Origin of the sequence: Yinghuangia aomiensis (assembly GCF_039542225.1) — a bacterium.
Classification (GTDB): Bacteria; Actinomycetota; Actinomycetes; order Streptomycetales; family Streptomycetaceae; genus Yinghuangia; species Yinghuangia aomiensis.
This window is the reverse complement of sequence record NZ_BAABHS010000015.1, coordinates 68,970-93,978: the sequence shown is the minus strand read 5'-3', so window position 1 is coordinate 93,978 and position 25,009 is coordinate 68,970. Positions and strand designations below refer to the sequence as shown.

Annotated in this window: 25 protein-coding genes; 18 read left to right on the top strand and 7 right to left on the bottom strand. The window is 72.0% G+C overall.

All coding sequences use genetic code 11. The annotated features are described in order from the left end of the window. The first annotated feature begins 41 nt into the window (after positions 1-41). The 5 genes from ABEA93_RS21560 (at position 42) to ABEA93_RS21540 (ending at position 5,829) form a co-directional block, all read left to right on the top strand. Positions 42-1,001, top strand: coding sequence for an ABC transporter permease (locus ABEA93_RS21560; protein ID WP_345677305.1), 960 nt, complete (start codon positions 42-44; stop codon positions 999-1,001). Further along, the gene (locus ABEA93_RS21555; RefSeq protein WP_345677304.1) at positions 994-2,037 is read left to right on the top strand and encodes an ABC transporter permease; all 1,044 of its coding nucleotides are present in this window, start codon (positions 994-996) and stop codon (positions 2,035-2,037) included. The genes ABEA93_RS21560 and ABEA93_RS21555 overlap by 8 nt, the downstream gene beginning before the upstream one ends. Further along, positions 2,034-3,668 (top strand): ABC transporter substrate-binding protein, encoded by a 1,635-nt coding sequence (locus ABEA93_RS21550; protein ID WP_345677303.1) that lies wholly within the window; start codon positions 2,034-2,036, stop codon positions 3,666-3,668. The genes ABEA93_RS21555 and ABEA93_RS21550 overlap by 4 nt, the downstream gene beginning before the upstream one ends. 83 nt (positions 3,669-3,751) lie before the next feature. Continuing rightward, entirely contained in the window at positions 3,752-4,795 is a 1,044-nt protein-coding gene (locus tag ABEA93_RS21545) for an ABC transporter ATP-binding protein (protein ID WP_345677302.1), read from the top strand. Next, complete coding sequence (locus ABEA93_RS21540; protein WP_345677301.1) at positions 4,792-5,829, top strand: oligopeptide/dipeptide ABC transporter ATP-binding protein; 1,038 nt, start codon at positions 4,792-4,794, stop codon at positions 5,827-5,829. Before ABEA93_RS21545 ends, ABEA93_RS21540 begins: the two co-directional genes overlap by 4 nt. Before the next feature lie 36 nt (positions 5,830-5,865). On the opposite strand, the gene ABEA93_RS21535 is transcribed toward ABEA93_RS21540, so the two are convergent. Together ABEA93_RS21535 and ABEA93_RS21530 are read right to left on the bottom strand one after the other, a co-directional pair. Then, positions 5,866-6,429, bottom strand: coding sequence for a Uma2 family endonuclease (locus ABEA93_RS21535; RefSeq protein WP_345677300.1), 564 nt, complete (start codon positions 6,427-6,429; stop codon positions 5,866-5,868). Between the two features lie 116 nt (positions 6,430-6,545). Further along, positions 6,546-6,962, bottom strand: coding sequence for a pyridoxamine 5'-phosphate oxidase family protein (locus ABEA93_RS21530; protein ID WP_345677299.1), 417 nt, complete (start codon positions 6,960-6,962; stop codon positions 6,546-6,548). Positions 6,963-7,557: 595 nt separating this feature from the next. Between ABEA93_RS21530 and hpnC the strand changes: the two genes are divergently transcribed. Genes hpnC through ABEA93_RS21495 form a run of 7 tightly spaced genes read left to right on the top strand, consistent with a single transcriptional unit; the run spans position 7,558 to position 15,789 of the window. Then, the gene (hpnC, locus tag ABEA93_RS21525; RefSeq protein WP_345677419.1) at positions 7,558-8,364 is read left to right on the top strand and encodes a squalene synthase HpnC; all 807 of its coding nucleotides are present in this window, start codon (positions 7,558-7,560) and stop codon (positions 8,362-8,364) included. Positions 8,365-8,373: 9 nt separating this feature from the next. Continuing rightward, a complete protein-coding gene (hpnD, locus tag ABEA93_RS21520; RefSeq protein WP_345677298.1) occupies positions 8,374-9,294 on the top strand; it encodes a presqualene diphosphate synthase HpnD in 921 nt (306 codons plus the stop codon). 35 nt (positions 9,295-9,329) lie between these two features. After that, the gene (gene hpnE / locus ABEA93_RS21515) at positions 9,330-10,718 is read left to right on the top strand and encodes a hydroxysqualene dehydroxylase HpnE (protein ID WP_345677297.1); all 1,389 of its coding nucleotides are present in this window, start codon (positions 9,330-9,332) and stop codon (positions 10,716-10,718) included. Then, positions 10,715-11,740: a polyprenyl synthetase family protein gene (locus tag ABEA93_RS21510; protein ID WP_345677296.1), complete on the top strand. Its 1,026-nt coding sequence runs from the start codon at positions 10,715-10,717 to the stop codon at positions 11,738-11,740. Before hpnE ends, ABEA93_RS21510 begins: the two co-directional genes overlap by 4 nt. A gap of 2 nt (positions 11,741-11,742) precedes the next feature. Beyond that, on the top strand, positions 11,743-13,647 hold the full coding sequence (gene shc, locus ABEA93_RS21505) for a squalene--hopene cyclase (RefSeq protein WP_345677295.1): 1,905 nt from the start codon (positions 11,743-11,745) through the stop codon (positions 13,645-13,647). Then, complete coding sequence (locus tag ABEA93_RS21500) at positions 13,644-14,441, top strand: phosphorylase family protein (protein WP_345677294.1); 798 nt, start codon at positions 13,644-13,646, stop codon at positions 14,439-14,441. The genes shc and ABEA93_RS21500 overlap by 4 nt, the downstream gene beginning before the upstream one ends. Then, positions 14,413-15,789, top strand: a complete 1,377-nt coding sequence (locus tag ABEA93_RS21495; protein WP_345677293.1) for an aspartate aminotransferase family protein — start codon at positions 14,413-14,415, stop codon at positions 15,787-15,789. Before ABEA93_RS21500 ends, ABEA93_RS21495 begins: the two co-directional genes overlap by 29 nt. A gap of 100 nt (positions 15,790-15,889) precedes the next feature. On the opposite strand, the gene ABEA93_RS21490 is transcribed toward ABEA93_RS21495, so the two are convergent. Both ABEA93_RS21490 and ABEA93_RS21485 read right to left on the bottom strand, forming a co-directional pair. Then, positions 15,890-16,786: a hypothetical protein gene (locus ABEA93_RS21490; RefSeq protein WP_345677292.1), complete on the bottom strand. Its 897-nt coding sequence runs from the start codon at positions 16,784-16,786 to the stop codon at positions 15,890-15,892. A gap of 23 nt (positions 16,787-16,809) precedes the next feature. Further along, entirely contained in the window at positions 16,810-17,322 is a 513-nt protein-coding gene (locus ABEA93_RS21485) for a SigE family RNA polymerase sigma factor (protein ID WP_345677291.1), read from the bottom strand. Between the two features lie 161 nt (positions 17,323-17,483). Between ABEA93_RS21485 and ABEA93_RS21480 the strand changes: the two genes are divergently transcribed. The 5 genes from ABEA93_RS21480 to ABEA93_RS21460 all read left to right on the top strand — a co-directional run bounded on the left by ABEA93_RS21480 (position 17,484) and on the right by ABEA93_RS21460 (position 21,611). Continuing rightward, complete coding sequence (locus ABEA93_RS21480) at positions 17,484-18,050, top strand: hypothetical protein (RefSeq protein ID WP_345677290.1); 567 nt, start codon at positions 17,484-17,486, stop codon at positions 18,048-18,050. Positions 18,051-18,109: 59 nt separating this feature from the next. Continuing rightward, the gene (locus ABEA93_RS21475; protein ID WP_345677289.1) at positions 18,110-19,024 is read left to right on the top strand and encodes an amidohydrolase family protein; all 915 of its coding nucleotides are present in this window, start codon (positions 18,110-18,112) and stop codon (positions 19,022-19,024) included. Next, positions 19,021-20,214 (top strand): amidohydrolase family protein, encoded by a 1,194-nt coding sequence (locus tag ABEA93_RS21470; RefSeq protein WP_345677288.1) that lies wholly within the window; start codon positions 19,021-19,023, stop codon positions 20,212-20,214. Before ABEA93_RS21475 ends, ABEA93_RS21470 begins: the two co-directional genes overlap by 4 nt. 11 nt (positions 20,215-20,225) lie before the next feature. Then, positions 20,226-21,041, top strand: coding sequence for an SDR family NAD(P)-dependent oxidoreductase (locus ABEA93_RS21465; RefSeq protein ID WP_345677287.1), 816 nt, complete (start codon positions 20,226-20,228; stop codon positions 21,039-21,041). A gap of 81 nt (positions 21,042-21,122) precedes the next feature. Then, complete coding sequence (locus ABEA93_RS21460) at positions 21,123-21,611, top strand: nitroreductase/quinone reductase family protein (protein WP_345677286.1); 489 nt, start codon at positions 21,123-21,125, stop codon at positions 21,609-21,611. 148 nt (positions 21,612-21,759) lie between these two features. Here ABEA93_RS21460 and ABEA93_RS21455 read toward each other — a convergent pair whose 3' ends face one another. Beyond that, entirely contained in the window at positions 21,760-22,509 is a 750-nt protein-coding gene (locus ABEA93_RS21455; RefSeq protein ID WP_345677285.1) for a class I SAM-dependent methyltransferase, read from the bottom strand. A gap of 88 nt (positions 22,510-22,597) precedes the next feature. Then, entirely contained in the window at positions 22,598-23,014 is a 417-nt protein-coding gene (locus ABEA93_RS21450) for an SRPBCC family protein (RefSeq protein ID WP_345677284.1), read from the bottom strand. A gap of 192 nt (positions 23,015-23,206) precedes the next feature. Between ABEA93_RS21450 and ABEA93_RS21445 the strand changes: the two genes are divergently transcribed. Next, complete coding sequence (locus tag ABEA93_RS21445) at positions 23,207-23,548, top strand: VOC family protein (RefSeq protein WP_345677283.1); 342 nt, start codon at positions 23,207-23,209, stop codon at positions 23,546-23,548. A 14-nt stretch (positions 23,549-23,562) separates the two neighbouring features. On the opposite strand, the gene ABEA93_RS21440 is transcribed toward ABEA93_RS21445, so the two are convergent. Continuing rightward, positions 23,563-24,969, bottom strand: coding sequence for an acyl-CoA synthetase (locus ABEA93_RS21440; RefSeq protein ID WP_345677282.1), 1,407 nt, complete (start codon positions 24,967-24,969; stop codon positions 23,563-23,565). Positions 24,970-25,009 lie beyond the last annotated feature (40 nt).

Genomic DNA, 25,009 nt, shown 5'->3' with positions numbered 1-25,009 from the left:
CCTGTCCCCGGTGCGGAAGCGGCAGACAACAGGAGCGGAACATGGGCACGTACATCCTGCGGCGCGCACTCGGCGTGCTCGTGGTGATGTTCGCCGTCGTCACCGGCATGTTCCTGCTGCTGCACGCATCGCCGGTCTCGCCCGTCAACCAGCTCGCCCCGCAGGTCGCCGCGGACCCCGTCGCGCGCGCCGCGGTCGAGCACCGGATGGGCCTCGACCGGCCGCTGCTCGTGCAGTACGGCGACTACCTCGGCGGACTCCTCACCGGAGACATGGGCGAATCCCTGTACGACGGCTCCTCGGTCGCCGACCAGGTCGGCCGCGCCCTGCCGGTCTCCCTCGAACTCGGCTTCCTGGCCACCGTCCTGGCCGGCATACCCGCGCTGGTCCTCGGCACCTGGTCGGCCCTGCGCCAAGGCCGCGCCGTGGACCGCGCCACCCGGGTCCTCACCGTCCTGGCGATGTCGCTGCCCGGCTACTGGCTGGCGGTCGTCCTCATGGTGATGGTCGACGACCCCGACTTCCTGCCCGGCGCGGGCGGGTTCGTGCACTTCACCGACGACCCCGCGCGCAACCTGCAAGTCCTCTTGCTCCCCGCGCTGGTCCTGGGCCTCGCCGCCTTCGCGATGGTGACCCGGTCGCTGCGCGGCGGACTCGTCGAGGCATACGCCTCCGACCACGTGGCGTTCGCCCGCGCGATGGGCTCCTCCCGCCTCGACGTGCTGCGGCGCGTCGCGCTGCGCGGCGCCGTCGTGCCGACGCTCACCGTCGCGGGCGTGCTGATCGGCGGCCTGCTCTCCGGCACCGTGCTCGTCGAGAACGTGTTCCAGATCCCCGGGCTCGGCCAGCTCATGGTCACCGCCTTCCAACGCCAGGACTACCAGCTCGCGCTCGGCGGGTGCGTCGCGACCGCGGCGATCTTCCTCCTGCTCAACCTGGTCGTCGACCTGCTGTACCTGGTCGTGGACCCGCGCACCCGACAGGGGCTGGCCCGTGCCTGACAGAACCCCGCACCCGCGCCGCATCCCCCGAGGCACCCCGCGCGCGGCCTCCGGCGCGGCCGCACACCTGCGGCGGCTCGGCGTCTCCGGCTGGACCGGCCTCGTCCTGGTCCTCGGCTACCTGCTGATCGCCACCGTCGGCCGACTGCACGGCAGCCCCACCGAACTCGTCACGCTCGGCCCGGAAGCGCCCTCGTCGGCGCACCCGTTCGGCACCGACCACCTGGGGCGCGACCTGCTCGCGCGCACCGCGGAAGGCGCCTGGACGTCGCTGTGGATCTGCGTCACGTCGATCGGCTTCGCGCTGGTCGTCGGCACCGCGATCGGGGTCCTCGCGGGCTACCGGTACGGCGGCCGCCTCGACGGCCTGCTCATGCGCAGCGTGGAAACCGTGCAGGCGCTCCCGCAGTTCATCTTCGTGATGTTCGTCATCGGCCTCATGGGCACCGGCGACATGCACTTCGGGCCGGTGACGGTGGGCAACGGGCTGCGCATCGCGCTGGCGATCGGCGTCGGCTTCGTGCCGTACTTCGCCCGCGTCGCCCGCGCCGCCACGGTCGTGGAGATGGGCGAGGACTACGTGGTCAACCTGCGCGGCCTCGGCGTCCCGCCGCGCGAGATCCTCTTCCGCGAGGTGCTCGTCAACGTCCTGCCGCCGGTCCTCGGCCAGGCGTTCCTGGCGATGGCAATCGCGGTGTTCGCGGAAGGCGGCCTGAGCTTCCTCGGCCTCGGCGTCCCCGCGCCGCACGCCACGCTCGGCAACCTCGTCGCGGACGCGGGCGGGCAGATCCTCGGCGACGCGTGGTGGTACGCCACGCTGCCCGGCGCGGTGCTCGTCCTCGGCATCCTCGGCTTCAACCTGCTCGGCGAGGCGTACGGCGAACGCGGCCGGAACCGGAAGGTCCGACCCGCACGTTCGACCGGCACGCCCGGACAGCCCGGCAACACCGGCGAGCCCGGCGACACCGGCAAGACCAGCGACACCAGCACGATCGGCGGCCGGTCCGCCACGTACGCGACGGAGGAGACCACGTGACGCGGGCCCGCACCAGCACCGCCGGATCCGGCCCCGAAGCCGGTCCCCGATCCGGTCCGAGCCGCCGCGGATTCCTCGGCCTGGGCGCCGCCCTCGCGGTGGGCGGCACCGGCTTCCTGACCGCGTGCTCGAAAGAGGACTCGGCGGGCCGGGTCGCCGACCGGCACAAGGACGGCGTCCTGCGCATCGGCGTCGCCGCCGCGCCCAGCAGCCTCAACCCGCTCGACTCGGGCGCCGAGGTCACACGGTGGATCGCCGAGCCGGTGATGGAGAGCCTGTACGCGTACGACAGCCGGCTGAACTCGGTGCCGCTGCTCGCCGAGGGCGAACCGGAGATCTCCGCCGACAAGCTCACCTGGACGATCCGCCTCAAGCAGGGCGTCCTCTGGCACAACGGCGACCCGTTCACCGCCGACGACGTGGTCGCCACGCTCGCGCACATGCTCGACACGTCCGCCGGCAGCGAGTGGATCACCTACATGCTCGGCTACGTGCAGCGGTTCGAGAAGGCCGACCCGCAGACCGTCCGCATCATCCTCGCCAAGCCCTACGGCCTGCTGCGCTCGCACCTGACGAACCTGCCGGTCACCCACAAGAACTTCGTGGACCGCAAGGACACCATGATGGGGACCGGGCCCTACAAGCTCGACTCCTACGTCGCCGGGCAGAGCTTCACCATGTCGAAGTTCGACCGCTACCACGGCGGCCAGTACCGCGCGCCGTTCGCCGACATGCCCGGCGGCGCGGCGTTCGGCGGCATCCAGTACACGGTCTTCACCGACGCCAACACCCGCGCCGTCAGCCTCAAGCAGGGCAAGGTCGACCTGGTCACCGCCCCGGCCAACACCACGCTGCCGGTGCTCGCCAAGGAGAAGGGGCTCACCCTCGTCTCCACGGTCGCGCCGCTGGACGTGCTGACGTACGTGATGCTCCAGCGCGCGCCGTTCGACAACGCCGACTTCCGCAAGGCCGTCGCCTACTCGATGGACCGCGACGGCGTGCTCCAGCGCGTGTACGGCGGCAAGGGCAGCATCGGCCAAGGCCCGATCGGCCCCGGCGAGGCGGGCTACCAGCCGCTGAGCGTCTTCCCGGCGACGCCCGACCTGGCCAAGGCGAAGGCGTTCCTCGACAGGTCCGGCATCGCCAAGCCGTCGTTCACGCTCACCGTCGGCGCGAGCCAGACCGTCCGCGACATCGCGCAGGTCCTGGTCGCCGGATGGGCGAAGATCGGCATCGACGTCCGCATCGAGCAGCTGCCCGGCGGGCCTTGGTCCAACAAGTGGCTGTCGCGCGACTACGACATGCTCATGAACACCTTCATGTCCGGCTTCACGTCGGGCCCGGCGAACTACCTGACGCTGGCCCCCGCCTCCTCGACGAACGTGCTCGCCTGCGGGTACACCAATCCCGAGGTGGACAAGGCCATCGACACCGTGTGGCAGACCGCCGACCAGAACGAGCGCGTGCAAGCCCTCGCCACCGTCGACCGGGCCCTCGCCGAGGACGCGGTCATCTTCCCGCCGGTCTACCCCGAACTCGTCGTCGCCCAGCGCAACGAACTCAGCCCGCTCAACCGCGACCTGCTCAAGGTCTGCCGCCTCTCGCCGCAGACGCTGCGCTTCACCGGCTGACCCGCCCGAACCGGAGGACCACCCCGCAGTTCACCGGCACCCGAACGCACTCGCCGCACCCCCGCCGACGGACGGATCCACCCATGGCCACGACACTCGGACCGGGCACGCCGCCCGCCGCGGCCGCCCACCCGGACGACGCCGCGCGCCCCGCGCCGCCCGAACCGCTGCTGCGCGTCCGCGACCTCTCCGTCACCTATCCCTCCGCGCGGGGGCCGGTGACCGCCGTCCGCGACGTCTCCTTCGCCGTCCGCCCCGGCGAAATCCTGGGCCTGGTCGGGGAGTCCGGCAGCGGCAAGAGCAGCGTGTGCACGGCCGTCATGGGCCTCCTCCCGGACGGCACCCGCCGCGACGCCGCCGAGATCGCCTTCGAAGGCCGCGACCTCGCCCGGCTCCGCGACCGCGACATGCGGCGCCTCCGCGGCCGCCGTATCGCCCTCGTCCCCCAGCAGCCCATGACCTCGCTGTCGCCCACCACCCCGGTCGGCCGGCAACTGCGCTGGTACCTCGGCGGCCTGCTCGACGACCCCGCGGTGCGCGGCCTGCTCGCCGACATCGGCCTCGGCCCGGTCCTCGACCGCCCCCGCGACCTGCCCGGCGCGTTCTCCGGCGGCCAGCTCCAACGCCTGGTCATCGCCGTGGCCGCGCTGTCCCACCGCCCGGCGCTGCTGCTCGCCGACGAGCCGACCACCACCCTGGACGCCACCGTGCAGGCGCAGGTCCTCAAGCTCCTGCTGACGCTGCGCGAACAGCTCGGCCTGGCAATGCTCTACGTCTCCCACGACCTCGCCGTGGTCGGCCAGATCTGCGACCGCGTCGGCGTGATGTACGGCGGCCGCCTCGTGGAAACCGCCCCTGTCGCGGAGCTGTTCGCGAACCCGCGGCACCCCTACACGCGCGCCCTGGTCGCGTCGATGCCGTCGACCACCCCGGCGGACGAGCCGCTGCGCCCGATCCCGGGCACCGCGGAAGGCGCGAACGCGCTCGCCGGCTGCCCGTTCGCGCCGCGCTGCCCGGACGTCGTGGACGCGTGCCGGACGGCGATGCCGGCCTCCCGCCGGATCGGTGCGGGAACGGTGGGGTGCCACACGGCGGACCACGGGGCGGACGAAGGGGAGGCGACATGACCGGCATTGCCCAGCCGCGCAAGGAGCAGGCCGCGCCCGGCCGCACCCCGATGCTCGCCGCCACGGGCCTGCGGCGCTATTTCCCGGTGCCGCGCGGACTCGGCAAGCGCGGTCCCGCCGCGCAGGTGCACGCCGTCGAGGACGTGTCGTTCGACGTCGCGGCAGGCGAAATCCTCGCGGTGGTGGGGGAGTCCGGGTGCGGCAAGTCGACGGTGGCGCGCATGCTCGCCGGGCTCTCCGAGCCGACCGGCGGCACCGTCGCCCTCGACGGCCGCGACCTGCCGGCCCGGCGCGGCGCCGCCGACCAGCGCCTCGTGCAGTTGGTGACGCAGAACCCGCGCGCCGCCTTCAACCGCCGCCGCGGCATCCGCCACGCGCTCCACCAGCCGCTGCGCGTTCACGGTCTGGCCGCGGGCAAGGACGAGCGGGAGAAGGCGGCGCTGGACGCGATCCGCCGGGTGGGCCTGTCCGAAGAGCACCTCGACCGCATGCCGAGAGACCTGAGCGGCGGCGAGCTGGCCCGCCTGGTGCTCGCCCGGGCGCTGCTGGTCGGGCCGCGCGTGCTGGTGCTCGACGAGCCCACCGCGAGCCTGGACGCGAGCGTGAAGGCCACCGTCGTCAACCTGCTGCTGCGGCTGCGCGACGAGCTGGGCCTGGCGATCGTGCTGATCACCCACGAGATCGACATCGCCCGGCGGCTCGCCGACCGGGCGGCCGTGATGTACCTGGGCCGGATCGCCGAGATCGGGCCCGCTGCCGAGGTCCTGCACGAGCCCGCACACCCGTACGCCCGCATGCTGCTCGCGAGCGTCCCCGAACCGGACCTGACGCGCACCGGTCCCGCCCGGGCCGCCGACACCGGCGCCATCGGCGAGGTGCCCTCGGCGATCGAGCCGCCCCCGGGCTGCGCTTTCCACCCGCGCTGCCCGCTGGCGACCGCGGAGTGCGCCGTGGACGTGCCGGAGCCGCGGCTGCTGGGCGGGGTGACGGTGTCCTGCCACCACGCGGCAGACAATGCGGTTGTGGAGGGTTAGGAGGGCTGCGCCCACCGCCGCCCGGTTGAGTGGGCCTCAGCGGTGCACGAGCCGGGCGGGATCGATGTCGAAGGCAAACGGCTCGGTGGCGGTGGTGGTTTCGCCGGCCTGCACAAGGCGGTCGGCGTAGGTGCCGCGGTCGAGGCTTCCGAGGTAGAGGCGGGGTGCGGGTTCGAGCTCAAGGCACCAGTAATGCGGGATGCCCGCCGCCGCGTACAGCGCGGGCTTCATTTTCCGGTCGGCGACCCGGGTCGACGGAGAAGCGATCTCGACGACCAGCACGACGTCGGCAGCGTGCAGGGTGGCACCGGCGGCTGCGGCGGCCTCCTCGTCGGCGACCACCAGGTCGGGGATGAGCAGGCCGTCCGGGATGACGACGTTGACCGCGTCGAGCACTTCGAGGGGCGCCGAGGCGGCCTCGATGGCGGCGTCCAGGAGGAGGTGGAGGCGATGACCGGCTCGTTGGTGCGGGACGCCGGGGCTGGGGCTCGTCAGGAGGGCTCCCCCGACCAACTCGATGCGGTTCCGGGGGTCTTCGGGCAGGGCCAGGACGTCGTCCAGCGTCCACGGTCCGTGATGCTCGGCTGCTGTAACACTCACCGGTCTCCTTCACCTCCTTGGGTGCTGCCCGCCAGTGTCGCTCTTCGAAGGGGGCGTTGTCGCCTCGGTCACACGTTCGTGTGGCCCGCGCCCGGCGCAGATCTCCGGACGCCCGGCTAGTACCCCACCCGCCGTCCCGTCACGATCTCCGCCTCGACCCGGAACAGGACCGCTTCGGGGCCCCAGGGGCGCGGCAGAAGGCCGTCGAGGCGGGTGATCTCCGCCACGTTGTCGACGCGCGTCGCATGCCCGGTGACGGTCGCCGTCCAGCCGGTTCCGTCCACGGCGTCGTACTCGTCGGCCTCGAAGGCAACCACGGTGTTGTGCAGTGCGGCGGCCAATCGTTGGTCGGCCATGATGCGGAACACCACGTCGGCGCCGTCGAAGAGGAAATGCACCGGGCGAATGGCCGGCAGTGCGCCTTCGGTGAATACCACGCGCCCGACCGGCACGCCGGCCATCAGCCGGAGCGCCGCGTCGGCGGGGAGCTGTTCGACGGTCGGCACAGATGTCGCCACGGGTGTGGTCCTCATGTGTTCCAGCATGGCCTCGCGTGCGGTTCGGCAATTAGGGGCGAAGGTCCCGCTTTGCCGACGGTGAGTTTCCCGAATGGCCGTTTGTCGACCCCGCCGGAATTAACGGAATCCCAACCTCCGGTTGGCCCACGGGCGTGTGCGCCGTGCCGCGATGGGGAAAATCGCGGAAAATCGCAATGCCCCGGTGAAACCGCCGCCGAGGCCCCCGCGTCCTGACTGCCAAGGGGGTGACTACGCGCCCGCGCAGCTGTGGATAGCGGGATCCGATGCCGTGGATTTCGGTGGCGTTTCGGTCGGAATGGTGCGTGGAATCGTACTGACACGCGTCAGCCCGGTGCTTGATCGGCCCATCGCTGATCAGGCAAGCTGAACCGTCAGACCGACCGGGACACGCCGAGTTCCTGGCCAACTGTCGTGTTGGAGCCGTTGCCGACCGCTGCCGTCCGCAGCCGCCGGGGACGCGGTTCACAGCAGTCCAGGGAGAGAGATGGAGCGCAATTCCGGCGGTCATGCAGGTTGCGATGACACCGGAGGCGACCCGGCGGCGGCTGCCGTCGTGCCCGACCGGGCGGTCGTCGACCCGGCGGTGGTCATGGCCCAGGCCAAAGACGAGAACTTCCCCGTCGCCTCGCGCGTGCTGCGCCCCGAGCACCGCCGCCACCTGCTCGCGGTGTACGGCTTCGCGCGGCTCGTCGACGACATCGGCGACGAGGCCCAGGGGGACCGGCTCGCCCAGCTCGACGCGGTCGAGGACGACGTGCGCCGGATCTACGCGGGAAGCGACCCGCGGCTGGACGTGCTGCGCCCACTGCGCGGCACGGTCGAAGCCGTCGGCCTGCCCGCCGACCCGCTGGTCGCGCTGATCGAGGCGAACCGCCAGGACCAGCGCGTGGCGCGCTACGAGACGTTCGACGACCTGGTCGCCTACTGCAGGCTCTCCGCCGACCCCGTCGGCCGGATCGTCCTGTACGTCTTCGGCAAGGCGGACGACTGGCGCTTCGCCCGCAGCGACGAGATCTGCACCGCGCTGCAGATCGCCGAGCACCTGCAGGATGTCGGCGAGGACTTCGGCAAGGGCCGGATCTACCTGCCGGCCGAGGACATGACCCGGTTCGGAGTCGCGGAAGCCGATCTGAAAGCCTCTACCGCGGGTCCCGACCTGCGAAAACTGGTTGCGTTCGAGGCCGGACGCGCGGCTAACCTGCTCCGCGCCGGTGCCCCGCTGGTCCATTCGCTGCGCGGGCGCGAACGCCTCGCGGTCGCGGGGTTCACGGCCGGGGGACGAGCGGCATTGGCGGCCATCGCCGCCGCGGACCACGACGTACTGGGGCAGCGCCCCAGGCCCGGCAAGGCCGGCCTGCTGCGGGAAGTCGTCCGCGTGCTGGCCCGGAAACGGTGAAGGAGCGATATGGATGTAGACGCCTCGTACGCCTACTGCGAGCGGCTTACCCGTAACCAGGCGCGCAACTTCTACTACGGCATCCGGCTGCTGCCCGAACCCAAACGCCTGGCGCTCAGCGCCGTCTACGCGTTCGCCCGCGAAGTGGACGACATCGGCGACGGCGACCTGCCGCTGGAGACCAAGATCTCCGAACTCGCGCGGATGCGCGCCCAGCTCCAGGACCTCGACGCGTACCGGGACCCGGTCTGCGCGGCCCTCGGCGACGCCGCCCGCCGCTACCCCATCCCGCTGTCCGCGCTCGACGAGCTGATCGACGGCGTCGAGATGGACCTGAAGGAGACGCAGTACCACACGTTCGACCAATTGGTCGTGTACTGCCGCTGCGTCGCGGGCGCGGTCGGCCGGCTGTCGCTGGCCATCTTCGGGTCGGCCGATCCGGAGCGCGCCCCCGAGCTGGCCGACACCCTCGGCCTGGCCCTCCAGGTGACCAACATCCTCCGCGACATCAAGGAGGACAAGGAGAACGGCCGGGTCTACCTGCCGCGCGAGGACCTCGCCAAGTTCGGCCTGGAAGGCGCCTGGGAAGCCGACGGAACGTTCGTGCCCGGCGCCGCCTTCGACGACCTGGTGCGCTTCGAGGGCGAGCGCGCCCGCCGGCTGTTCGACGAGGGCCTGCGCCTGCTCCCGCTGCTCGACCGGCGCAGTGCCGCGTGCACGGGTGCGATGGCGGGCATCTACCGGCGCCTTCTCACCCGGATCGTGGCCGAGCCGTCGCTGGTTCTGGAGGGCCGCCAATCGCTGCCCGGCTGGGAGAAAGCGGAGATCGCGGTACGTGGTTTGTCCGGTTTGCCGGTGGGTGGGCGATCCGCCTTCCAGAAAATTCATCGCGTGGGGAACACGAACCGGGGAAAAACACTTCAAGGGTGAGTAGGCCGAGTGATCATCTGGGTACGTGAGGGCTCATGACACGTCGTCTGATCGTGGTGGGAGGGGGACTCGCCGGCATCACCGCCGCGCTGGCCGCGGCTGATGCGGGCATGTCGGTGACCCTGCTGGAAGGCCGCCCCAGACTCGGCGGGGCCACCTTCTCGTTCCGCCGCGACGGCCGCTGGCTGGACAACGGGCAGCACGTGTTCCTGCGCTGCTGCACCGCGTACCGCGGCTTCCTCGACCGGATCGGCACCGCCCACCTCGTCGAACTCCAGGACCGGCTGGACGTCCCGGTGCTGACCCCGTGGGGCACGACCGGACGGCTGCACCGCTCCGGGCTGCCGTCGCCCCTGCACCTGTCCGCCGCGCTCTCCCGCTACCCGTTCCTCACCCTCGCCGGACGCGCCCGGGTCGGCGTCGCCGCGATGGCCCTCAAGCGCCTCGACCCGGACGACCCCAAGCTCGACGAGACCACCTTCGGCGCCTGGCTGGACCGCTTCGGCGTCACCGGCCGCGAACGCGCCGCGATGTGGGACCTGGTCGGCGTCGCCACCCTCAACCTCACCGCCGAGCACGCCTCGCTCGCGATGGCCGTCAAGGTCTTCCGCACCGGGCTGCTCGACACCAACGACGGCGCGGACATCGGCTGGAGCCGCGTCCCCCTGCAGCAGCTGCACGGCGACGCCGCGCAGCGCGCGCTGGAGGACGCCAAGGTCGACGTCCGGCTCCGCACCCGCGTCTCGGCGCTCGACGTGCTGCCCGAGGGCGGCTTCACCGTCGCCGCCGACGGCGCCACGGTGTCCGGCGACGCGGTCGTGCTGGCCGTCCCGCACGAGGACGCCGCCCGCCTGCTGCCTCCGGGCGCCCTCCTCCTCGGCGACCGGCCCGCCGACCCGACCGTGCTGGCCGGGCTGGGCAGTTCGCCCATCGTCAACCTGCACGTCGTCTACGACCGGCCGGTCTTCGACCACGAGTTCGCCGCCGGGCTCGCCAGCCCGGTGCAGTGGGTCTTCGACCGCAGTGCCAACCTCGGCCTGCCGCGCGGCCGCTACCTCGCGGTCTCCCACTCCGCGGCGGACGCCGAGATCGACATGACGCACCAGCAACTGCGCGAGCGGTACCTGCCCGCGCTCGAACGCCTGCTCCCCGCCGCCCGCGACGCGCGCGTCGAGGAGTTCGTCGTGACCAAAGAACGCACGGCGACCTTCCGTGCCGCCCCGGGCTCCGGACGGCTGCGGCCGCACGCGCACACGGCCGTCCCGGGCCTCGCCCTGGCCGGCGCGTGGACCGCCACCGGCTGGCCCGCGACGATGGAAGGCGCCGTCCGCAGCGGCCTGGCCGCTGCCGAAGCCACGATTCCCGGGCGTGTTCTGCCGACGACCCCGCCAGGTGCTTTCCCGGAGAGGACGACGACACCGTGACCGTAGCCGACAGCTCCCTCGCGCCCGTTGTACTGGACCGCGCCCGAGAGGCCACGCAGCCCGCGCTGCGCGCGGCCGTGGCGCGGCTCGAACCGCCGCTCGCCAAGGTGAGCGCGTACCACATGGGCTGGGTGGACGTGCAAGGCCGCCCGGTGCCCGGCAACGGCGGAAAGGCCCTGCGCCCCGCCCTCGCCCTGCTGTCCGCGGAAGCGGTCGGCGCACCGGTCGAGCTGGGCGTGCCCGGCGCGGTCGGCGTCGAACTCGTGCACAACTTCTCGCTGTTGCACGACGACCTGATGGACGGCGACGAGGAACGCAGACATCGCCCCACGGCCTGGAAGGCGTTCGGGCCCGGCCTCGCGGTGCTGGCCGGCGACGGCCTGCTCGTGCTGGCCGAGCAGGTGCTGATGGAGTCCGCCGGGCAGGGCGCCCGCGCCGCCAAGCTGCTCACCGACGCGACCGCGGCGCTCATCGACGGCCAGTCGCAGGACCTGTCGTTCGAGACGCGGATGGACGTCACCGTCGACGAGTGCCTCGCCATGGCGGGCAACAAGACCGGTGCGCTGCTCGCCGCGGCCAGCGCGATCGGCGCCGCGCTCGCGGGCGCGGACCAGGCCGTGGTCGACAAGCTCTACGGCTTCGGCCACAACCTCGGCATCGCGTTCCAGGCGGTCGACGACCTGCTCGGCATCTGGGGCCGTCCCGAGGTGACCGGAAAGTCCGCCTGGAACGACCTGCGGCAGCGGAAGAAGTCCGTCCCGGTCGTCGCCGCCCTCAACTCCGGCCATGCGGAAGCCGGCCGACTTGCCGAACTGTATGTCTCCCCGGGCGAACTGACTGAGAGTCAGCTCGACGCCGCGGCCCGGCTCATCGAAGACGCCGGCGGCCGCGCGCGCACCGAAGCGGAGGCGCAGCGGCACCTGGAACTTGCCCTTGGTTGCCTCGACGGACTCGGTATCCCGGAGGTGACGCGTACCGACCTGGCGGCCTTGGCGGCATTCACTACGACTCGGGAGTTGTGATCATGACGGTGACCGTCCGGACCGAAGCCGGTCACGCCCCGGACCAGGCGAAGGACACGCTGGACCGGGCCGTGGCGCACTTGCTCTCCGTGCAGAGCGACGTGGGCTGGTGGAAGGGCGAGCTGGAAACCAACGTCACGATGGACGCCGAGGACTTGCTGTTCCGCGAGTTCCTCGGCATCCGCTCCGCCGAGCAGACCGAGCAGACCGCCCGCTGGATCCGGTCGAACCAGCGCGAGGACGGGACGTGGGCGTCGTTCCGCGGCGGGCCCGCGGAATTGTCCACGACCGTCGAGGCGTACGTCGCCCTCAAGCTCGCCGGGGACTCCCCCGACGCCGAGCACATGCAGCACGCCGCCGCGTTCATCCGCGAGCACGGCGGTGTGCCGCACACCCGGGTCTTCACCCGGATCTGGCTGGCCCTCTTCGGCTGGGCCTCGTGGGACGAACTCCCGGTCATGCCGCCGGAGTTGATCTACTTCCCCAAGTGGTTCCCGCTCAACGTCTACGACTTCGCGTGCTGGGCGCGGCAGACCATCGTGCCGCTCACGATCGTGAACGCGTTCCGCCCGGTGCGGAAGTCGCCCTTCCCGCTGGACGAGTTGGCGCCGACCGGGTTCGTGCAGCCCAAGCCGGTCGACACCGACCCGTGGTCGAAGTTCTTCCGCACCGCCGACAAGGCGCTGCACGTCTACAGCAAGAAGCCGGTGCAGCCGCTGCGCCGCAACGCGATGCGCCGCGCGACGCAGTGGATCATCCAGCGGCAGGAAGCCGACGGCGGGTGGGGCGGCATCCAGCCGCCGTGGGTCTACTCGCTGATGGCGCTGCACCTGATGGGCTACCCGCTGAACCACCCGGTGATGGCGCAGGGCATCAAGGGCCTGGACGGGTTCACCATCTGGGAGGACACGCCCGAGGGCACCGTGCGCCGGTTCGAGGCGTGCCAGTCGCCGGTGTGGGACACCGGCCTGTCCCTGGTGGCGCTGCGCGACGCGGGTCTCCCGCATGACCACCCGCAGGTGGTCAAGGCCGCCGACTGGCTGCTGGACGAGGAGATCCGCGAGCGCGGGGACTGGGCGGTGCGCCGCCCGAACCTCGAACCGGGCGGCTGGGCCTTCGAGTTCGCCAACGACTACTACCCGGACACGGACGACACCGCCGAGGTGGTCATGGGGCTGCGCTACGCGGACCACCCGGACCCCGAGCGCAAGGCCGCCGTGCTCGGCCGCGCCGAGGTGTGGACCGCGGGCATGCGCAGCAAGGACGGCGGCTGGGGCGCGTTCGACGCGGACAACACCAGCATGCTGCCGTTGAAGCTGCCGTTCTGCGACTTCGGCGCGGTCATCGACCCGCCGTCGGCGGACGTGACGGCGCACATCGTCGAGATGTTCGCCGAGTCCGGGCCGGAGTACCGCGACCAGGTCGTCGAGGGCGTCCGCTGGCTGCTGCGCAACCAGGAGCCGGACGGGTCGTGGTTCGGCCGCTGGGGCGCGAACTACATCTACGGCACCGGTGCGGTCGTTCCGGCCTTGGTGCTCGCGGGTGTCGACCCGCGGCACAGCGCGATCCGGCGCGCGGTGCGGTGGCTGTACAAGGTTCAGAACGAAGACGGCGGCTGGGGCGAGGACTTGAGGTCGTACGTCGACAAGTCCTGGGCGGGCAAGGGGGATTCGACCGCCTCGCAGACCGCCTGGGCGCTGATGGCGCTGCTCGCGGCCGGTGAGCGGGGCCCGGCGGTGGACCGCGGCGCGGCCTGGCTGGCGTCCCGGCAGAACGCCGAAGGCGGGTGGGACGAGCCGCAGTTCACCGGCACGGGCTTCCCCGGCGACTTCTACATCAAGTACCACATGTACCGGATCGTTTTTCCGATCATGGCGCTCGGCCGCTACGTGAAGACGGCCGCGTGACCGACCCGGGGGATCGGCGGGACGCGCGGGACCGAGGGGTCGTCGCCGCCCCGCTGCGGATCGAGGCACACGCCCTCGGCCGCGGCGGGGCGGTCCCCGTGGTGCGCACCGGCATGGGGGAGCGCAAGTCGCGCAACGCCGCGGTGCGGCTGCGGTCGGTGCCCGCGCTGGTGATCGCGGGCATGGGCGCGGGGATGCGCGGGCTCAAGCCCGGCGAGGTGGTCGTGGCCACCGAGGTACGCGATCCGTCCGGCCACGTGCGCGTGTGCCCGTGGGCCGACGAGGTGGCGGCGGCGCTGCGCGAGGCGGCGGCGTCGGCGTCGCTGGGGCCGGTGGTGCACACGGGGCCGGTGGCGACGGTGCGGAAGCTGGTGCGGCCGGCCGAGCGGGAGGCGCTTGCCGCGCGGGGCGTGGTGGCGGCGGACATGGAGTCGTCGTTCCTGCTCGGCGGGAGCGCCGAGGACCGGCCGTGGGCGGTCGTGCGGGTGGTGTCGGACGCGCCGGGGCACGAGCTGCTGCGGCCGGGGATCGTGCGCAACGGGCTCAAGGCCTACACGTCGCTGAAGGTGGTCGCCCCGGTACTGTCCGCGTGGCTGCGCGGCCCATATACGGCGGCGGCGCCCGACGAACCCGCGGACCCGGCGGCGTCGTCCGCGCCGGCCGGGCGGAACGAGGCAGACTTGACCCAGACGCCCGAGGCGCCCGGGTCACAGGCACCCCAGGCACCCCGGGCACCCGGCACGGTGAGCGAACAGGACGGTGGCGATGACGTTCGACCTCGGCGAGACGCTTGAGCAGTACCGCGGGCAGGAGTTCGAGCTGACCGCGAAGCATCTGAACCCGCAGCTGCCGCGCGTCCTGCAGACCATCGGTTTCCACCGCGACTACGTGCGTGCCGAAGGCCCGTACCTGTACGACGAGACCGGCGCCGAATACCTGGACTTCCTGTCCGGCTTCGGCACCTACGGGGTCGGCCGCCACCACCCGGTGGTGCGCAAGGCGATGCAGGACGTGATCGCGCTCGACCTGCCGGACATCGTGCACTTCGCGACGCCGACGCTCGCCGTCGCGCTCGCGGACCGGCTGCTCAAGACGACGCCGCACCTGGACCGCGTGTACTTCTGCAACAGCGGCACCGAAGCGGTCGAGGCGGCGCTGAAGTTCGCCCGCTTCGCGACCGGCCGCAAGCGGATCGTCTACGTCGACCACGCGTTCCACGGCCTGACCACGGGTTCGCTGTCGGTCAACGGCGCGAAGGAGTTCCGCAAGGGCTTCGAGCCGCTGCTGCCGGACTCCGCGATCAAGCTGGGCGACCTGGACGCCCTGGAGCGCGAGCTGAAGCGCGGCGATGTCGCGGCGTTCATCATGGAGCCGATCCAGGGCAAGGGCGTGCTGATCCCGCCGCCCGGCTTCATGGCGGCCGCGCAGAAACTGCTGCGGCAGCACGGCGCGCTGCTGATCGCGGACGAGGTGCAGGTCGGCATGGGGCGCACCGGCAAGTTCTGGGCGTACGAGTGGGAGGACGGTGTCGAGCCGGACATCGTCACGGTCGCCAAGGCGCTGTCCGGCGGCTACGTGCCGATCGGCGCGACGATCACCAAGGACTGGATCTTCAAGAAGGTCTACTCGACGATGGACCGCGTCCTGGTCCACGACTGCACCTTCGGCGGCAACAACCAGGCGATGGCGGCCGGCCTCGCGACGCTCGCGGTCCTGGAGGACGAGGACCTGGTGGGCAACTGCCAACGTATGGGCGACGCGTTCCAGGCGGCGCTGAAGCCGCTGCAGGACAAGTACGAGCTGTTCGCCGACGTGCGCGGCCGCGGCCTCATGGTGGGACTGGAGTTCGGCAAGCCGCGCTCGCTCAAGCTGCGGGCCGGCTGGTCCACGCTGAAGGCGGCGCGGACGGGCTTGTTCGCGCAGATGGTGGTCGTGCCGCTGTTCCAGCGCCACCGGATGCTCACCCAGGTCGCGGGCGACCACATGGACGTCATCAAGCTGCTGCCGCCGTACGTGATCGGGCAGCACGACGTGGACAACTTCACGGCCGCGTTCGTGGACGTCATGGACGACGCGCACAAGGGAACCGGTCTGGTGTGGGACTTCGGGCGGACGCTGATCAAGCAGGCGCTGACCCGCTGACCCGCTGACCCGCTGAACAGTCCTGTGAAGACACGCGTACGGCCCCGGCCTGGAAAGGCCGGGGCCGCACGCGCGTCCGCCGGGGCGGAGCCGGTCGAGGTCAGCGGTGGGCCGGAGGGCTGGAAGCGGGCGGGTGTGAACCCGACGTCAGCGGCGGCAAGTCTACCGTCGCCGGGGGGCTCGGGATCCGGGTCGGGGCGCCCGTCGGTCCCGGGGGCAGCGGGACGTAGGCGGTCAGCAGCGGCCGCCACGCGTCGCTGGTGACGATGCCGATGCCCTGCTCGTCGGTGAGCGGCAGCTGCGGCTGGGTGGGCGTGGCGTTGTCGGAGATCGTGCCGTTCGCGTAGCTGAGCGTGATCATCGTGCCGTCGGACACGGTGTCGAAGCGCCGGTTCTGCAGTCCGGTCTTGGCGTTGGTCCCGCCGTACGTGCCGACGAGCGTGCCGTTGGTCAGCACGCACTGCCCGTAGTTGCCCTCCACCTGCCGGGGTTTCCCGCCGACCAGTTCGCAGCCGAACCACTGCCTGCCGACCAGGCCGACGACGACCTCGACGAGGCCCTGTCCGGTCCGCCAGTCCACGGTGGCGTAGATGCCGCCGTCGCTGCCCGTGTACACCCGGGTGGTCTTCGTGCCGCCGGGAAGCAACTGCTCGATGGCCGGGCGGAGTTGCGCGGCCAGGGGGTTGTCGGGGACCGGCTGTTCCGGGAACCGCGGGTCGCCTTGGAGGGTGGCCGCCTGCGGTGTCGCGGAAGCCGAGGGCCCCGCGGCGGGCCCGGCGACCGACGCCCCGCTCGGGCCCAGCGCCGACACCACGGTGATGCCGCCAGCGAGGATCCCGACGGCGAGCGCGGTGCCCGCCGCCGCGGCGGCCGTGCGGTGCCGGGCCCGGCGGCGGCCGCCCGCCGCGGCGCGGTCCGCGATGCCGGGCATCGGCGGGCCGGGGGAGGCGTCGAGTTCGGCGTTCAGCAGGTCTTTGAAGCGGTCTTCGGTCAGCATGCCGGTTTCTCTTCTCGCGCTCGTCACGACGTCGACAGGGAAGGCAGGTCGGTACCCAGCAGGTCACGCAGCTGCGCGAGGCCGCGTGGTCCCGCGCTCTTGACCGCGGACACCGACATGCCGAGCAACTCGGCGGTGCTCTCCAGGCTTTGGTCTTCCCAATAGCGCAGGATCAGCACCGCGCGGGTGCGCGGTGGAAGCCGCATGAGCGCCGCGCGCAGGGTCAGCCGCAACTCGGCGCTGCCGTCGTCGACGGCGGGCCGGTCGAGTTCGCGGACGTCCAGGCCGGTGACTTCCCCGGAGCTGCGCAATCGCCGTCTGTCCAGATAGGCGTTGAGGACGATGCGTTTCGCGTACGCCTCGGGGTTCTCGGCGCGTTCCACGCGTCGCCACGCCACGTAGACCTTCTCCAGCGCGGTCTGCGTCAGGTCCTCCGCGAGATGCCAGTCGCCGCACACCAGGTACGCGGTCTGCCGCAGGCGTGGCGCGGCGGCCTCGGCGAATTCGGTGAAGCCCTCGCGGGTGCTCCTGCGCATCGCTGCTCCTTCGTGGTGGCCTTCCACAGACGAGACGGGGTGGGCGGCCCGAGAGGTCGCAGACGGAGTCGTGAAGGTTCTGCACGTACCCTGCACATGTTGTGTGACCAGGGGCTTTACCGGTCAGGCGGGGGTGTCCGGCGGGTCTAGCGTCCGGTGCCATGACCACCCACGCGATATCCCCCGCGCACCACATGAGACGCACACGCATCTGGCTCGCCGTCTTCCTGGCCGGCCTCGTCGTCAGCGGCCTGACCGCCTTCCCGCTGGAGACCGAGACGGCGTGGCTGGCCGACCTCGCGCACCGCACGAGCTGGCTGCCGACCGACGTCGTGGCCTGGATCGACCGGACGCGCGAAGGCGTCGCGGTGACGAACGCGCACTATCCCTTCCTGGCGTACGGCACCGACTGGCTGGCCTTCGCCCACCTGACGATCGCCGCCGCCTTCTGGGGCCCGCTGTGCGATCCGGTGCGCAACGTGTGGGTGGTGCAGTGGGGCCTGATCGCGTGCGCGGCGCTCGTCCCCTTGGCGCTGGTCTGCGGGCCGGTGCGCGGCATCCCCGTCTACTGGTCGTTGATCGACATGTCCTTCGGGTTCTTCGGGGCGATCCCGCTGCTGTTCGCACTACACCACATCCGGGCCCTGGAGCGGGCCGCCGGAGCGCCCGCACAGCAAGGCCCGGCGACCCCTCCCGCGGCCAATAGGTTGACAGAGTCAATCAACTAAGTAGAGTGAAACATGTCCCAGTAGCGGCCTGAAACCCAGGCCGGCCAAGGAGGTTTCGCGTGCCCGGTTTCCCCGCCGACGTCGGCGCTGTCGACCTGATGATCGGATTCCCGAGCGCCCAGGCACGCAGCCACTACGACTTCCTCAAGCCACAGCTCAAGGACGCGGACAGCGCCGGCATGGAGTTCCCCGCCGAGTACATGTTCAAGGGCGTGCCCAACCAGCTCGCCGACGACGAGGACCCGATCGCCACCACCGTCGCCAAGATGGACGCGTGCGGCGTCGCGATCGGCCTCGTCGGCCTGAGCGAGACCGCGCTGAAGGCCGCCGAGCGCCACCCGGGCCGGTTCCGGTTCAGCATCGAGGTCGACCCGAACGACATCACCGCCGCGGTCCGCCGCATCCGCACCGCGCACGCCGAGCACGGCATCGCCGCGGTCACCACGTTCCCGGCCGGCTGCAACCCGCAGGTGCCCGTCAGCGACCGCCGCTACTACGCGGTCTACCAGACCTGCATCGACCTGGACATCCCGATCATCTCCAACGCCGGGATCCCCGGGCCGCGCGTGCCCGCCGCCTGCCAGGACGTCATGCACTTCGACCAGGTCTGCTACGACTTCCCCGAGCTGCGCATCGTGATGCGCCACGGCGCCGAGCCGTGGGAGGACCTGGCCGTCAAGCTCATGCTCAAGTGGCCCGGCCTGTACTACATGACCTCCGCCTTCGCCCCGAAGTACTACCCGAAGGCGATCGTCGACTACGCGAACACCCGCGGCGCCGACAAGATCATGTACGCGGGCTACTACCCCATGGGCCTCTCCCTGGACCGCATCTTCCGCGAACTGCCCGACGTGCCGTTCAAGGCCGACGTGTGGCCCAAGTTCCTGCGCGACAACGCTGTGCGCGTCTTCAACCTCGACCCGAAGGCCGCCGAGGCCGCGGGGCAGCCCGAACAGAAGGAGGCGGCGCGATGACCGACCGCTACACCGTCATCTCCGCCGACGGCCACGCCGGCGCGAACATGGAGACCTACCGCAACTACCTCGACTCCGCGTGGCACGAGGAGTTCGACGCCTGGCGCGGCAAGTACCGCAACCCGTTCCGCGACCTGCAGGACGACGGACGCACCCGCAACTGGGACGACTCCCGCCGCATCGCCGAGATGGAAGCCGACGGCGTCGTCGCCGAGGTGGTCTTCCCCAACACCGTCCCGCCGTTCTTCCCGACCGGCCAGCTCATCGCCCGCCCGCCGTCCGCCGAGTCGTACGCCCGCCGCCTCGCCGGCATCCGCGCGCACAACCGCTGGCTCGCCGAGTGGTGCGGCGGCGAGCACAAGCACCGCCGGGCCGGCCTCGCGCAGATCTTCCTCAACGACATCGACGACGCGATCGCCGAAGCCAAGTGGGCCAAGGAGCAAGGCCTCGCCGGCATCCTCGTGCCGACCACCCCGCCGGACGCGGCCGGCATCACGCCGATCTACGCCCCCGACTGGGACCGGCTGTGGGAGGTCTGCCAGGACCTCGACCTGGTCGTCGTCAACCACGGCGGCTCCGGCTCGCCCGACTACGGGCCCTACCCGGCCTCGAAGTTCCTGTGGATCGCCGAAGCCGCGACGTTCTTCCGCCGCCCGCTCACCCACATGCTGGTGTCCGGCGCGTTCGAGCGCTTCCCGCGCCTGAAGTTCGTCATCACCGAGCAGGGCGCCTCGTGGATCCCGCCGCTGCTGCGCCAACTCGACGCCTACCACGCGCAGATGTCGTCCGGCCGCATCGGCGAACTCGCCTACGGCGACGACGACCGGCTGCCGCTCAAGCCGTCCGAGTACTTCGCCCGCAACGTCTGGGTCGGCGTCAGCTTCCCCAGCCCCGTCGAAGCGGACAGCCGCCACGAGATCGGCATCGACCGGTTCATGTGGGGCAGCGACTACCCGCACGACGAAGGCACCTACCCGTACACCCGCGAGGCCCTGCGCCGCGCCTTCCCCGGCACCGACCGGGCCGACCTGCGCCGCATGCTCGCCGGGAACGCCGCCGAGGTGTACGGCTTCGACCTCGACGTCCTGGACCGCTACGCCGCCACCTGCGGGCCCACCTACGACGAGATCGCCACCCCGCTCGGCAGCCTGCCCGCGGACAGCAACAGCCCCGCCTTCACCCGCCCCTGAGGAGCCGACCCATGTCCGAGAAGCGGTTCGCCGGACGCCGCGCCCTGGTCACCGGGGCCAGCCGCGGAATCGGCGCCTCCCTCGCCCGGCGCCTCGCCGCGGAAGGCGCGGACGTCGCCATCACCGCCCGCAGCCTCGACACCTCGGCGAAGCTGCCCGGCACCCTCGCCGAAGTCGGCGAACGCATCGCCGCGCACGGCGGCAAGGTCGCGCTGATCGGCGCCGACCTGGCCAACGAGGACGACCGCGAGCGGATCGTCCCGGAAGCCGCCGAAGCCCTCGGCGGGCCGATCGACATCCTGGTCAACAACGCCGCCATGGGCGTGTACGCGGCCGTCGCGGACTATCCGCTGCGCCGCGCCCGCCTGCACTACGAGATCAACGTCATCGCGCCGCTGCACTTGGCGCAGGCGGCGATCCCGGGGATGCGCGAGCGCGGCGAGGGCTGGATCGTCAACGTCTCCAGCGCGACCGCGAAGCCGTGGCCCGGCCCGCCGTTCGTGCTCGGCGGCACCGGTACCGGCACGACCGTCTACGGCTCGTCCAAGGCGGCCCTCAACCGGCTGACCAACGGCCTCGCCGCGGAACTGCACGGCGCGGGCATCCGGGTGAACACGGTCGAGCCGCGCGCCGCGGTGATGAGCGAGGGCGCGCAGGAGCTGGTCGGGCACATCGTGCGGCCCGACCAGATCGAGACCATGGAGCAGATGGTCGAAGGGGCGCTCGCGCTGTGCGACTGCCCGGCCGACTACACCGGGCGGGTTGGTGTGAGCCTGGACCTGATCGAGGAGTTCGGGCGCACGGTGCGCTCGCTCGACGGGGTCTGACCGGCGCGTGCCGGGGCTCCCGGCACGCGTCACACACCCATTGCATTGCAAGGTCAAGTTTCGGTGATTACGCTCCCCGGCATGTCGACGGATCAGCGCAACGAAGAGTTCATCGAGCCCAGCCCGGACGAGATCGTGGCCTTCACGAAGGAACACGTCAAGGGCATGGAAGGCTCGGACGAGAACGAGTGGTGGGACGTCGCGGGGATGCTCCACGTCCTCATCCAGACGGTCGGCCGCAAGACCGGCAACGTGCACAAGGTCGCGCTCCCGTACTGGGTCGACAAGGACGGCCACCGCATCGTCGTCGCGTCGTTCGCGGGCGCCGACAAGAACCCGTCGTGGTTCGTCAACCTCGCGGACAAGAAGGCCAACCCGCAGATCCTGGTGCGCGTCCAGCGGGCGACGTACTGGAGCGAGGCGGAGGTCCTCGACGGCGACGACTACACCGAGACGTGGGCCGGCCTGACCGCCGACCGCGCCTACTACAACGACTACCAGACCCGTTGCACCCGCCGTATCCCGCTGGTCCGCCTCCCGGAGACCAACCTGGTGGCGACCCGCGACTGACGGCGGCCACGGCCCGGAGACGGGTCGAGGGCGACGTGGTGACCGATCGCGCGCACGGTCCCGGCCCGGGCCCGGTTTCCCCGGGGCCGGGCCGAGCCGTTTCCGGCGCTGCCCCTCGCCGCGACCGCCGCGCTCGAACGAGCTGCCTTCAGCGTCGCTTGCGGCTCACGAGCGTGCCCGTCACATACGGCAGTTCCACCGGATCCGGCAGCTTCGGCAGGTACGCCCGCACCCGCCCGAACAGGGCTGCCCGTTCGTCCTCCGGCATGGCCACCACGTAGCTGAACGTGCCGACGCGTTCCAGTAGTTGCTCGTGTGTCAGCCGGTCCGTCCAGGGGAAGTCGCGGCGCACCGCGGGTTCGTAGCGACCGCTCGCGTCGAGGTCCGTGCCCAGATCGCGGTCGACCAGGTAGGGCCGGAACCCCTCCCAGCGCGTCGCCGCGACCAACTCGGCCGCCCACGGCTCGCTTTGGTCGCGTTCGTTCCACAGCACCGCGAGGGCGCCGCCCGGCCGCAGCACCCGGGCGATCTCGCGCAGCGCGGTCGGCGCGTCGAACCAGTGGAACGCCTGTGCCACCACGACGGCGTCGAACTGGGCGTCGCCGGCCGGGATCTGCTCGGCGGTGCCGTCCACCAGCCGCACGTCGGGCAGTTCGGCGACGAAGGTCTCGCGCATCGCGGGCGCGGGCTCGACGGCCGTCACGTCGGTCCCCAGCGCGACGAGTTCGCGGGTCATGCGGCCGGTGCCGGCGGCCAGGTCGAGCACGTGGGCATCCCGGGCCAGACCCGCGGCCTCGGCCACATAGGCGAGCACCTCGGGGCGGTAGGCGGGGCGGGCGCGGTGGTAGACGTCGGTTCCGGTGGCGAAGCCGCGGCGGGCCAGGTCCTCGTTCGTCATATCGGCATCCTGCCCGATCCGTTTCGTTGGCACCGGAACTCGGCCCGGGGGCGGGGCCGTTCGCGCCCGGGTCCGTACCCCCTGAGGATCACTCGGCCGCGCAGCGGAGCAGCCCCTCCATGGCCTCGGGGAAGTCCTCGGTGATCATCGGTCCGATCTCCGGGCCGGCGGCGTCGGCGCCGGGGCCGTCGATCTCCAGCCGGTGCACGACCCGGGTGCCGCCGGCCGGCAGCGCGACGAGGGTGTGGCTGAAGCGCAGGGTGAGGCCGTTGAACTCGGTCTCGTCCGCGTAGCGCTCGTTCTCCGTGATCTCGCTGATCGTCGACACGATCGCATCCTGCCCGATCGGTGTCATCGACAGCTGCGAACCGACCGCGAACGGGCCGAGCAGCGCGACGGACTCCATCGACGTGTCCCAGCGGGCCCAGTTGTCGATGTCGGCGAGGACCTTCCAGATCGCCTCGCGGGTCAGCGGCGTCTCGGCGGTGTGCTCGTGCGTCCACATGGTGCGGTCTCCGTTCGGAAAGAGTGCGCGCGATCCGTCATATGCTATGCGCGCATACTATGTCGTGCGACGGCGAGTCATCCAGTGCTGACTTGTCCGGGGTCGAGCAGGCGGGCGGAATGGCGGACCGATGAGTTTCCGGCGCCGGTGGAGTCGGTACAGGTGACACGTCGACCGCACCCGGAGGGCAGCATGGGTCCGAGCCTCTTCGCCGGCGTTCCCGTCGCCAGTTACGCCGCGGCGCTGCCGTGGTACGAGCGGTTCTTCGGCGGCCCCCCGGCGTTTCTCCCCAACGACACCGAGGCGGTGTGGGAAGTGGCCGAGCACCGCTACGTCTACATCGTCGAGGACCCGGTACGGGCGGGGAACGCCCTGGTGCTGACGTTCGTCGACGACCTCGACGAGCGGGTGGCCGCGGTCGCGCGGCGGGGCATCGAGCCGGCGCGACGCGAGACATACGACGGCGGCGTGACCAAGGTGGTCTACCGGGACGCGGACGGCAACGAGATCGGCGTCGGCGGCGGCACGGGCTGACGCCGACGGGCCGCTCAGGCTCGCAGCTGCTTCTTCTGCACCTTGCCCATCGCGTTGCGGGGGAGGGCGTCGACGAGCAGGACGCGGCGCGGGCGCTTGTGCACGGACAGCGAGCGCGCCACGAAGTCCGCGAGCTCCGGCCCGGTGACACCGTCCGCCACCACGAACGCCACGATCTCCTGGCCCAGGTCGTCGTGCGGGACGCCGACCACGGCCGCCTCGCGCACCGCGTCGTGCGCGAGCAGCGCGCCCTCGACCTCGCCCGCGCCGACGCGGTAGCCGCCGGACTTGATGAGGTCGGTGGAGGCGCGGCCGACGATCCGGTGCCAGCCGTCCGGGCCGACGGTGGCGACGTCGCCGGTGCGGAACCAGCCGTCGGAGGTGAGGGCTTCGGCGGTGGCGTCGGGGCGGTCGAGGTAGCCGGCGAAGAGCGTCGCGCCGCGGACCTGGAGTTCGCCGACCGTCTCGCCGTCGTACGGAACCGCCGCGCCGTCCTCGCCGGCCAGCCGCGTCTCGACGCCGTCGAGGGGGAGGCCGACGAAGCCCGGGCGGCGTTCGCCGTCCGCGCGGGTGCTCACCGTGATCAGGGTCTCCGTCATGCCGTACCGCTCGACCGGCGCATGCCCGGTCAGCGCGGCCAGCCGGTCGAACACCGGGACCGGCAGCGGGGCGCTGCCCGACACCAGCAGCCGGGCCCCGGCCAGCGCGGCCGCCGCGGCCGGGTCCTCGGCGACGCGCGACCACACCGTCGGCACGCCGAAGTACAGGCTCCCGCCCGCTTTCGCGTAGGCCTCGGGCGTCGGCCGCCCGGTATGCACCAGTCGCGCCCCGGTGCGCAGCGCGCCCAGCACCCCGAGCACCAGTCCGTGCACGTGGAACAGCGGCAGCCCGTGCACCAGCACGTCGTCCGGCGTCCACGCCCAGGCGTCCGCGAGCGCGTCGAGGTCGGCCGCGAGCGCGCCGCGGGAGAGGAGAACTCCCTTGGGTGCCCCGGTCGTTCCGCTGGTGTAGAGGACGAACGCGGTGCTGTCCGGAGCGGGCTCCGGGTAGCTGCTCGCCGCGCGGGCCGCGGTGTCGACCGGGACGACGGGGAGCGTGATGTCGTCCCATGCGCCCGGACCGCCGGGCTCCAGCAGCAGGGCCGCGCCGGAGTCGCCGAGGATGTGCGTGCGCTCGACCGGGCCGGAGTCCGGCGGCACCGGAACGACCGGCACCCCGGCGGTGAGCCCGGCGAGCGTCGCCACGACCGTGCCCAGGCTCGCGGTCGCGCGCACGGCGACCGCCGGGCTGCCCGCGATCTTGTCGGCGAGCGCGGCGGCCGCGCCGAAGAGGTCCTCGCGGCTCACGGACTCCCCGGCGACGGCCACCGCATCGGCGCGATCGGGCACCCCGCCCGCGGACGGCGTCACAAGCGCGGACACAGCAGACCTCCCGGAGACATCCAACGGCGTGCCGCGAGCC